This is a genomic window from Luteibacter sp. KNZ12-1A, assembly GCF_056755675.1.
In genome coordinates this window covers 1-10,387 of record NZ_JBPGXU010000126.1, presented here as the reverse complement: position 1 = coordinate 10,387, position 10,387 = coordinate 1, and the positions used below count along the sequence as shown (strand labels likewise).

Below are 10,387 nucleotides of genomic sequence, written 5' to 3'. Positions count from 1 at the left end.
AGATGTGTATAAGAGACAGCTGCGCGGCGAACTGACCGCGCAGGCGCGCTTCCTGCTCGAATACGATCCGGACGGGCGCAACTACTATGCCGTGGTCAGCGATCGCCACGGCCGGATGATCGGCAACGCGGAGCTGGAGGGGCCCGGCGCCGCGGTGGCCACCGACGCGGCACCGAAGCTGTACGACACGGCGCTCGGCCATCGCCCCCTGCGCGCGGCGATCATGCGCGTACCGAACCACCAGGACCCGGGTGACGTCCTCACCATCACCGTCGCCGAGAACCTGCGCGATCGCCATACCCGCGCACGCGAGATCCTTTTCCTCACCCTGCCGATGCAGGCGCTGTTGATCGTCGCCGTGCTGTCCCTGGTCTGGTTCGGCGTACGCCATGGCCTGGGCGTGCTGGAACCGCTCACGGCGCGGCTGGGCAAGCGCGGCCACGACCTGGGTCCCATCGGCGAGGAAGACGTGCCGGTGGAGATCCTGCCGCTCACCCGCACCATCGACGACCTGTTCTCCCGCATGCGCAACATGCTCGGCCTGCAAGAGCGTTTCATCGCCGACGCGGCGCACCAGTTACGCACGCCGCTGGCTGGCATCCAGTTGCACGTCGAACGGCTGGAAGCCACGAACGATCCGGTACAGCGCGTGGATGCGCTCGGCCATGTGCATCGTCTCGCCGCACGCGCGGCACGCACGTCGGCACAGTTGCTCGCGCTCACCCGCACGCAGTCGCCCGACCTTCCCGACCACGACGGCATGGCCATTATCGACCTCGCCAGCGTGGTGCCCGAGGCCGTGGCCATGCGCGTACACCAGGCCCTCACCCTCGGCGTCGACCTCGGCTATGAAAGCGACGGCAGCGCCTGCCCCGTCCGTGCCGATGCGCTGCAGGTGCAGGAGGTGATCGACAACCTCGTCGACAATGCCTTCCACTACGCCGGACACGGCCACGCCGTCACGGTGTCCTTGCGCCGCGACGACGGGGAAGTGGTCCTGGCCGTCGAGGACGATGGGCCGGGTGTCGAGGATGCCTTCCTCGACCAGTTGGGCGAACGTTTTTTCCGCGTTCCGGGCGGGGACGAGGACGGTACCGGCCTGGGCCTGGCCATCGTCGAGAGCATCGCCGAACGGCACGCCGCGCGCGTGGCCTTCCTCCACGCGGCATCGGGGGGGTTGCGCGTCGAACTGCATTTTCCTGCGGTCGCTTCCGGAAAGCCCGCTGAAACCACCTCCTGAGACCATTCGTCCATCGTAGGCAGGACGCGAGGCGTCGGGTGAACCATTCCGCGGAATTCCAGTTCGAAGGCGGACGTGACGGCGTATTGCTGATCCACGGGCTGACCGGTACGCCCACCGAGATGCGCATGGTCGGCAAGGGCCTGAACCGTGCCGGCTTCACCGTCGTGGGCGTCCGGTTGGCCGGTCATTGCGGCAACGAGGAAGACCTCCTCGCCACCACCTGGGAAGACTGGTACGCCAGCGTGGAGGCCGCCGCCGACGATTTGCGTGGACGAGTCGACCGCGTGTTCGTGGCGGGACTGTCGATGGGAGCCCTGCTCGCCCTGCGCCTCGCCGCCGTGCGGCCCGGCTGGATCGACGGCGTCGGCGTGTACGGTGCGACCTTCCGTTACGACGGCTGGTCGATCGGCTGGACCGGACGGTTATCGTTCCTGCTACCGATCTTCAAGCGTCTCGGCATCGGTCGCCAGCGCAGCTTCATCGAGCAGCCGCCCTACGGCATCCGCGACGAGCGCCTGCGCGCCCAGGTGAGCGCGGCGATGTTCTCCGGCGACAGCGAGGCAGCCGGCCTGCCCGGCAATCCGTGGCATGCGTTGGCCGAGATGGTGAAGCTCTCGCGCGACGTGCGCCGACGCCTCCCGGAGGTGCTCGCTCCGTGCTTCATCGCCCATGCGGCGGACGACGACGTCGCCAGCGTCGCCAACGCCGACCTCGTGGCGCGCCGCGTCCGCGGGCCGATCGAAATGCTTCTGCTCGCGGACAGCTACCACATGATCACGATCGACCGCGAACGGCGCACGCTGATCGAACGCACCGCCGACTTCTTCGGCCGCATCGCACGCGACGCGCGGCCCGTGCGCATGGCGGCCTGATCATGCACGGTCTCGTCCTCGGCCTGTGGCTGGCCAATGTATTGCTCGACACCGGCGGCCAACTGGCCTTCAAGGCGGCCGCCGGCGACGACCGTGCCGGCGATGGCCTGGCGCGCTGGCGCTATATGTTCGGGCGCCCGTGGATCTGGGCGGGCATCGGTTGCTACGTGGCCGAGTTCCTGGTCTGGATCGCCTTCCTCTCCCTGGTTCCGTTGTCGGAGGGCGTCCTGCTCGGCTCGATAAACATCGTCGCGATCATGATCGCCGGGCGTTTCCTGTTCCGCGAGCGCCTGAGCCCTCTACGCGTCACCGGCATCCTGCTTGTAGCCGCCGGCGTCGCCATCGTGGGAGCCGGCGCATGAAACGGTTCTACCTGATCGGCTTCGCCATGTTGCTCGCCTTCGATACGCTGAACCTGATCTGCTTCAAGATCGCCGGCACGCATGCCCTGCCCGTTGAAATGAGCGCGGCGTGGGTCGCCCGCGTGTTCTCGCATCCATGGATCTACGGTGCCGTGATCGGATACATCGGTGCCTTCGTGACCTGGATGAGCCTGCTCAAGCACGCGCCCATCGGGCCTGCCTTCGCGGCCTCGCATCTCGAAGTGGTCAGCGTGATGCTCCTTTCCTGGTGGATGTTCTCCGAGCCGGTGACGGCGACGCAAATCGTTGGCGCGCTGGCGATCGTCGCGGGGATCGTATGCCTGGCGATCGCGGAAGATGGCGGCGAGGCGGCGGCCGATGCCGTTCCTGCCTGAACACGAGGCGCCACCGACCGCCGGGATGTCGCTCCTCCTCGGCGACCTCGGTGGTCCTGTCCCCGCACCGCTGACCGCGCTCGCCGCGGCATGGCTGGGTGTCGAAGAGGTGCAGCTCGAATGTTCGGGCACGGCGGCGCTCACGGTGGCGCTGACAGCGCTCGCCGAGCATGAGCCGTCGCGCCACGAAGTGGCGATACCCGCGTTCACGTGCCCGCTCGTACCGCTCGCCATTCGTCGCGCCGGCCTGGTGCCGAGGCTCGTCGACCTCAAGGCCGACCACTTCGATATGGATCCGCAACGCCTCGCATACGCATGCGGCCCGCAGACGCTCGCCGTCATACCCACGCACCTGGGCGGGCGCATCGCCGACGTGGATACAGCCAACGCCATCGCGCATCGCGCCGGTGCCGTGACCATCGAAGACGCCGCGCAGGCACTCGGCGCGCGATGCAACGGCGGTTTCGCGGGCACGCGTGGCGACATCGGTTTCTATAGCCTCGCCGCCGGCAAGGGCCTGTCGATCTTCGAAGGCGGCCTGCTCGTCGGCCGCGACGAAGGCCTCCGCGCGCGCTTTCGTCGCGTGGCGAAACGCATCGCGCGTTGGCACCCTGGGTGGGAAATGCGCCGGTCGCTTGAACTGGCGGCCTACGCGATGTTCTATCGACCCCAGGGACTCAACCTGGCGTATGGCCGCCCGCTGCGGAAAGCGTTGCGCCGTGGTGATCTTCTTGGCGCGGCGGGCGAGCATTTCGAGGCGAATTTCCCGCTGCATTCCGTCGGCCGGTGGCGCCAGGCGGTGGGCGCGCGCGCATTCCATCGACTGCCTGCCTTCATCGCGGCCACGACCCGGCAAGCCGCCATCAGAGTCCCGCGGCTCGCCGCCATCCCCGGTGTCCACACCTTCACCGACAGCGGCGGAACCTGGCCCTACCTGATGCTTCTGCTGCCTGACGAAATCACGCGCGACGCCGTGCTCAAACGCCTCTGGTCATCACGGCACGGCGTGGCGCGCATGTTCGTGCATGCGCTGCCTGATTACCGTTACCTCGCCTCGATGCCCGGCGGCGACGACGTCGCCAACGCTCGCGATTTCGCCGCACGCACGCTTACGATCACCAATAGCCCATGGCTCGACGACATCTCGTTCGAACATGTGTGCGCGGTGATCGAGGCGGTGCTCGTCGCCCACTGAGTGCGCCGCCACCTGGCATCAGGCCAGGTAGCGAACGACTCGCGGCTTGGAGCCACCCGAGCCATCACCGACGGTCCACCCACAAACGATGATCTTGCCGTCGGGAGCGATCGTCATGCCACCCAGATGGTCGAAGCCTCCACCGAGGTTGTCGACGATGTACCCTTTTCCGTCGCCAAACGACCTGTCCGGCTCGCCCGAGGGAAGAATACGCGCCACGACGATTTCAGATGTGGCACGGGCTTCTCCGACCACGACATAGCGCTCTTCGCCGTCGACGGCCGCATCGGTGAGACGGCATGGTGGAAGGTCGCGCAAAAACAGCATGACGCCGTCGTTGAACCCGGGATCGTGAAGACCCTCGCCAGTGAGTACCGCGAGCATCCCGAGATCATCATCCTCCTCGCCTATCTCACCCATTCCCACGCAAAGCAGGCGACCGTCGCTCAATCCGACGATTCGCTCGATCCCCGTCCTGTCCAGGTTGATGTCCGGTGGATCGATGAACACGAGACCGTCTTGTCCGAACGACTTGTCCACCGTGCCCTTGTCGTCGATGCGAGAAACGACGCCCCTGCCGGAGGTACTTCCCGCCACGATGAACCGGCCCGCATCGTCCACCGTGAAATCGTTGACACCATGGACTGTGGTATCGACGCCTCCCGGGAAACTGAATGGCACGACGCGCGTTCCGGCAGCGTCGACGTCCAGCCACCCCTTCGCGTTGAGCTGGGCGATCACGCCTTCCGTGGCCCCCTTATCGCTATACGCCGCGCCGATGAGCGTCAGCCGTCCGTCCGGTCCCAGGATCGGCCTGGCACGATCCAGCAGGAAGTCTCCCGGTAAATCGATTGCACGCGTGCCGTCGATGCCCCACCCCCGGTCCGGCGCGCCTGTGTCGGAATACAACGCGAGAGCGGCCATCCGGCGCAACCGGAGCGTATCTTCCACCCAGCTCGTGACGCCGTACACGAGTATCCGACGGTCGGGAAGAACATGGAAACCCATCGGCAGGTTGGATGGCGCGCTTGAGAAGCGTCCGAATGCGAATCCCTCTTCGCCGAAGCCCTGGTCCATGCTGCCTGCCACTGCATTCAGGCAGACCAGGACGAACTCGGTGCGATAGTTGCCCGTCGCGGGCACGGCACTCAGGCCAACGACCAGGCGATAGTCGTCGAGCATGACGACGCATCGGGCGTGGGCTTCATCGTGACCGGGGATCACCAAGGTCACGATTCCGTCATCACCGAATGACGGATCGCGATCGCCCGGCGAGAGCATGCCCTTCCCGGCATCCTTGCCTGCACTCATCGTGTCTCTCCTTGACGCGTGAAGAACGAATGGCGAAGACCCACCATGCGAAGCCACGGTACGTCCGGCCCGGTGGCCCGGCAATACATCGAACGTTGTAAGCGCCGGGCCTTCTCTCGAACACTTTCAGCACCGGGTGATGTGTACCCGGATACCTGTTCCGGTTTCGCGCGAGGATGCCGCGCATCGGTCAGTAGGAAAGTTCCAGCGTCACCTGACCGGCGAGTGTCACGTCGTCGTTCACCACGGGATTCCTGGCCAGGACCGGCTGGATACTCAACGGCACCACGAGCACCGTCAGGGCGGCCGGTTCGACGGCCATCTCGCTCGCCGCGAAAGCGAAGGCTTCGCCATCGTGGTCGAACGGCACCTTGCCATGCACCGGCACGGTCCACGCGTTGCCCGCGCCGCCATCCGTCGATTTCAGGACAAATTCGTTCTGGGTCATGATATCGGCGGCGATACTCAGCGTGAAATAGCCGATCGGTCGGCCGCCGGTCATGCCGAGGCCATAGTTGGCGGGCCCCGCCGTCGACGCCGTGGCGCCGGTGGAATCGGTTGCCTTCAGGCGAAACTTCGCCGGCACCCCGGCGCAGTCGACCGTCAGGAAAGCCGCCGTTTCCGGAAGCACGTTGTCCTTGCCCGGAACGAACGAGCCTACCGGGATGGGACCGAGATCCACGGTGTCCCTTCCACTGAGGGAAACACCGCACGAGGAAGGGGAAAGGTTGCCTTTTACCTGCAAACTGGCCGAGCCGGCGGCCATCGAAGCCAGGGGCACCAGCAAGGCAAGGCTGGCGCTGGAAAACAAGGGGATACGACGCACTGAGTTGATTCTCCTGAAACGGCCGATACGGCCGTGAAACATCCATTGAGCATCTGTCCGAACGGACGCGTCGTATCTTACCGGAGGTTCCTCAGGCGAAGTATCGCTGCACGAGCACGCGATCGGGATTGGGACTGCCCACACCGTTACCGCTCAACACCTCGAAGACCAGATGATCGTTCGTTACATCGATGCCGAAGAAAATGAAGTTGAAACCTTCGAGGGCCGGGTCGATGGTGAAGTATCCATCGCGATCGCCGAACGACGAGTCGAGCTCGCCCGACGAAACGTGACGTCCGACAACCAACCGCTTTATATCTGTCCAGTCGTAATCGGCACTGCCGACCACGGTGACGCCACCTTCGGCCGAAACCGCGATATGCAAGGGAAGCGCCAGCCCGCCATCGTCGTCGGTGTTCCCGTAGTTGATTTCCAGCGGCCTGCCCCCGTTGAAGCTCGGGGGGATCGCTCCCTTATCGTCCAGTCGAACCAACACGCCGACTCGCGGACGGCGGGTCATGATGCTTCCCGCTCCCCACAGGCCGGCGTCGTTCGACCAGGCGAGTTTTTCGATTTCGATGCGATCGGCACTGTCGTTTCCATCGATCACGACGTGTCCTGCGTCCCCGAACGCCGGGTCGGGGACGCCTGACCGAAGCAGGCGCACGATTCGTGAGTTTCCAGAAATCGTTGCCGTGCTCAGAACGATTTTCCCGTCATCTTGCAGCAACGCATCGGTGATCCTGCCCGATGCACCCAACGGCACATCGACCAGGGCATAGCCCTTGCCGGCGAATGTGGGATCGAGTTTGCCCTGCGCGTCGAAACAGAACACGATGCCACCATAACCGCCTTCGGCGGCGCTGGTCGTACCGATGAAAAAGCAACCGTCGTCCGACCCCGCGATGACGAAACCCTTCACGACGAGGGGCTCGCCCGGCGGACGGATGCCATCGAGATTCACATAACCGCCGATGCCGAACGTATCGTCGAGCACGCCTTCGACATTCCTGCGTGTCAGCATCCATGTCTCCCCGTTCATGGACCTGAGTACCAGTACCGTCGCCCCACCGGCCATCGGCAAAGGCTGGGCACCTTGCAGGGTTTCCTCGGGCAGGGGAGGTTCGATCACGACACCCTCCACCCCGAACGAAGGGTCGAAGGTTCCATCGGGCATGAGCCGCGCCAATCCATATTGCCAACCGCCGAAGGGCCTGCGGCAGCCCATGGCCAGCATGATCTTGTCGTCCGCCGTCCGTGCCAATGCGCGAAGCGGTTCGCTCGCACCCGGCTCGATGACATAATCCTCGAACCGAAGCTCAGCCGTGCCCTCGTTGCCGAACGAGGTATCGATGTCGCCTTGCTCGCGCAGCCCGCGTCCGTTCATGGTCGATATCCTTGTCGTCGTGTCGCTATCCGTGGCTACGCAAGATAAGTCCGGAACGATATTCCCGCCATACATCCAACGTCGTAGGCGCGCTCAGGCCCGGCCTTGTTCCACCAGCGTAAGCGCCACCTTGTCGCGCAGATACACCGGCAAAGCCAGCTCCGGCGCCACGGCTTCGCCATCGCGGAAACGCCGCGCCGCCACTTGCGCGACGTGCCGTGCCTGTGGATAGCGCGCGCCATCGGCCGAGCGAATGGGTGCCAGGATGCGCTCGCGCAGGATCGCCTCGTAGGTGGCCCAGCCCGTGCCAACGACGTGCCATGCCGCCACGTCGGGCAACACCAGCGCGGAGGCCGTGTCGACGCGCTCGCGGTCGATCAGGACGATGCCGCCATCGTCCTCGCGCCGCCATGCGGCGACGTAGATCTCGCCCATGCGCGCATCGATGATCGAAAGGATCGCCGCATCGTCCTCGGGCGCTTCCAGCGCCAGCGCCTGCAACGACGACACGGTGACGACGGGAACATCGAGCGCCATCGCCATGCCCTGTGCCAACGACACGCCAAGGCGCACGCCGGTGAACGCACCGGGGCCGCGGCCCACGGCGATGCCATGGAGCGCCCCGCGTTTCAGGCCCGCCTCGGCGAGCAGGTCGTCGGCCATCGGCAGCACAAGCTCGGCGTGGCGGCGCGGGGCGATTTCGCTGCGTTCGATCACTTCGTCGCCATGGACGAGGGCGACCGAGCAGGCTTCCGTGGAGGTTTCGATGGCGAGGAAGTTCATGGCGTATCCAGCGAGGAAGTAAACGGTACACCCTGTGCGTACCAATCGATCCGGCGGGTCAGGTACATCAGCAGGGCGATCACCGCGACGAGCACGATCGAGCCGATCAGCAACGCGTACTGCTCCGCGCCGATCAGGCCATACAGTATCGCGTAAACGAGGGCGAGCACGCCGCCAAGGGCCGGGCCCGCCGCGCGGGCACGCAGGGCCGCCATCGCATAGCCACCCACGATCAGCACCACGGCGGCGGCCGCCACCAGATAGGCGGGGCCGAAGCCGATCTGCTCGGACAACGCCAGCAGAAGCACGTAGAAGCTGGTCATGGCCGCGCCCACGAGCAGGTATTGCACCGGATGCAGGCGCAGCCCCTTCAATATCTCGAAGAGGAAGAAGGCGACGAAGGTGAGCGCGATGAAGAGGAGGCCGTATTTGCCGGCACGATCGTTCTGCTGGTACACGCCGCCAGGCTGGTAGAGCTTCACGCCGGAGGCGGATGGTTCGAGACGGGCCGCCACGTTCGCATCGGAGGCGTCCCAATGCTGGCCATAGGCCCGGTTGAGATCGAGTACCCGCCACGTCGCGTCGAACCCTCGCGCGCCGACGCTACGCTGGCCGGGCAGCAAGGCGCCGGTGAAGCTGGGATCGGGCCACGGCGAACGGATGCGCAACGTGTTCGTACGCGCCAGGGGCAGTGCCGAGAACGACTCGGTACCGGCGATGCGCAGGGTCAGGGCGAAATCCAGTGGCGTGTCGCGAGCGGGGTCGACCGGCACCGGTGCGGAAAGCACGGTATAAGGCCCCATTCGCGCGGTGGAAGACGACAAGCGCGCGGTGTGTCCGTCGACCGTCAGCGCCGTGATGCCCTGCAAGCCGCGAGTGTCGGCGATCAGCAGGCGCAGCTCGGCCTTGGCCGGGTACCACGCCGCTCCCGTATCGGTGGTGAAGCGGCGAAGGTCCTCGGGCAGGATGCGGCCGTGGATGGTCACCTCGCCCGTGTAGACCGGCACCTCGTACATACCCACGCGCCGCCGGTCCACGGCGAGGTCCGCCACGGTGCTTTGTTCGTCGGCCAGCACGATTTCCGTGCCGTCACGCACGCTCACCACCTTGCCATCGCTACCCTGCGTCTCGTATCGCGTGGGCACGGCCAGGACGAGGCCGCCGATGGTCTGCGGTCCACCCCAACCCTCGGCGACACGCGTGAAAGCCGCATCGCGCATGGCCTGCCGTTCACGCACGAGACCGTCGGCCTGGGACAGCGGCATGAGCATGACCAGCGCGAGCATGGCGATGCCCAGCACCTTGGCGGTGATCGATTGCATCCAGCGAAACATGGGCTTCTCCGTCGTCGGCGGTGGGACGATCATTGAACGGCGAAGGGCGCGGGGAAAGGTCGGTTTCTGTCCTGCACGGGGCGAACGAGGGCGAAATGCGGAGCATTGCCTGCCTGTGCCTGAATAAGTCATGCGAATGAGAGTGTTCTCAAGACAAGCGACCTCTCCCGCGTGCAGGATCGATCGATCACCCACGCAAGGACCGCATGATGCTTCCCGTCCAGCTAGCGATGCCCCTGGCCATCCTCGTAGGAGCCGCCATCGTCGCCACGACCGATCCCTCCCGAAACGAAACCCCGCCAGCCGCCACGCAGACATGGGCGGACGGACAACCGGAAATGCGCATGCTGCGCATCTCGATCGAGCCCGGCGCCTCCCTTCCCTGGCACCGGAACACCGTACCGGACGCGGGTTACCTGCTCGAAGGGGAACTGCACCTGGCGACACCGGAAGGAATGCCACGCGTGATACGGCCGGGTGACTCGATCGGTCGCAGCGGCGATGTCATGCGGGGTGGAACGGCCGGGCCGCGGGGAGCGACCGTCGTGGTGTTCTATACGGATGCCGGTGGAGATCGGGCGGCCGCTTCGGGGGCTTGAAGAGCATCGCGGACAGGGTCCGCTCCCACCGAGCCGAGTCAAGCCAAACCGAGTGCCGGACCTGTCTCTTATACACATCT

General features: G+C 65.6%; 11 protein-coding genes. 6 read left to right on the top strand and 5 right to left on the bottom strand.

Features of this window, described 5'->3' with window-relative positions; translation table 11 throughout:
• From ACR9ZJ_RS17485 to ACR9ZJ_RS17465, 5 genes are all read left to right on the top strand, one after another.
• On the top strand, positions 1-1,240 hold a 1,240-nt coding region (locus ACR9ZJ_RS17485), incomplete at its 5' end, for a sensor histidine kinase (protein ID WP_481288480.1).
• A gap of 38 nt (positions 1,241-1,278) precedes the next feature.
• Positions 1,279-2,115: an alpha/beta hydrolase gene (locus ACR9ZJ_RS17480; RefSeq protein ID WP_481288479.1), complete on the top strand. Its 837-nt coding sequence runs from the start codon at positions 1,279-1,281 to the stop codon at positions 2,113-2,115.
• Positions 2,116-2,117: 2 nt separating this feature from the next.
• The gene (locus ACR9ZJ_RS17475) at positions 2,118-2,477 is read left to right on the top strand and encodes an EamA family transporter (protein WP_481281240.1); all 360 of its coding nucleotides are present in this window, start codon (positions 2,118-2,120) and stop codon (positions 2,475-2,477) included.
• Complete coding sequence (locus ACR9ZJ_RS17470; protein ID WP_481281241.1) at positions 2,474-2,872, top strand: DMT family transporter; 399 nt, start codon at positions 2,474-2,476, stop codon at positions 2,870-2,872. Before ACR9ZJ_RS17475 ends, ACR9ZJ_RS17470 begins: the two co-directional genes overlap by 4 nt.
• Positions 2,873-2,897: 25 nt before the next feature.
• On the top strand, positions 2,898-4,067 hold the full coding sequence (locus ACR9ZJ_RS17465; RefSeq protein WP_481288478.1) for a DegT/DnrJ/EryC1/StrS family aminotransferase: 1,170 nt from the start codon (positions 2,898-2,900) through the stop codon (positions 4,065-4,067).
• An 18-nt stretch (positions 4,068-4,085) separates the two neighbouring features.
• On the opposite strand, the gene ACR9ZJ_RS17460 is transcribed toward ACR9ZJ_RS17465, so the two are convergent.
• From ACR9ZJ_RS17460 to creD, 5 genes are all read right to left on the bottom strand, one after another.
• Positions 4,086-5,378: a hypothetical protein gene (locus tag ACR9ZJ_RS17460; RefSeq protein WP_481288477.1), complete on the bottom strand. Its 1,293-nt coding sequence runs from the start codon at positions 5,376-5,378 to the stop codon at positions 4,086-4,088.
• Between the two features lie 190 nt (positions 5,379-5,568).
• Positions 5,569-6,204, bottom strand: coding sequence for a DUF1120 domain-containing protein (locus ACR9ZJ_RS17455; protein ID WP_481288476.1), 636 nt, complete (start codon positions 6,202-6,204; stop codon positions 5,569-5,571).
• A 91-nt stretch (positions 6,205-6,295) separates the two neighbouring features.
• The gene (locus tag ACR9ZJ_RS17450; RefSeq protein WP_481288475.1) at positions 6,296-7,591 is read right to left on the bottom strand and encodes an NHL repeat-containing protein; all 1,296 of its coding nucleotides are present in this window, start codon (positions 7,589-7,591) and stop codon (positions 6,296-6,298) included.
• 93 nt (positions 7,592-7,684) lie between these two features.
• Positions 7,685-8,374: a tRNA (adenosine(37)-N6)-threonylcarbamoyltransferase complex dimerization subunit type 1 TsaB gene (tsaB, locus tag ACR9ZJ_RS17445; protein ID WP_481288474.1), complete on the bottom strand. Its 690-nt coding sequence runs from the start codon at positions 8,372-8,374 to the stop codon at positions 7,685-7,687.
• Positions 8,371-9,708, bottom strand: a complete 1,338-nt coding sequence (gene creD, locus ACR9ZJ_RS17440) for a cell envelope integrity protein CreD (protein WP_481288473.1) — start codon at positions 9,706-9,708, stop codon at positions 8,371-8,373. The genes tsaB and creD overlap by 4 nt, the downstream gene beginning before the upstream one ends.
• 206 nt (positions 9,709-9,914) lie before the next feature.
• Between creD and ACR9ZJ_RS17435 the strand changes: the two genes are divergently transcribed.
• Positions 9,915-10,307 carry a cupin domain-containing protein gene (locus ACR9ZJ_RS17435; RefSeq protein WP_481288472.1) on the top strand — a complete coding sequence of 131 codons (393 nt, stop codon included), beginning with the start codon at positions 9,915-9,917 and terminating at the stop codon, positions 10,305-10,307.
• The last annotated feature ends 80 nt before the right edge of the window (positions 10,308-10,387 follow it).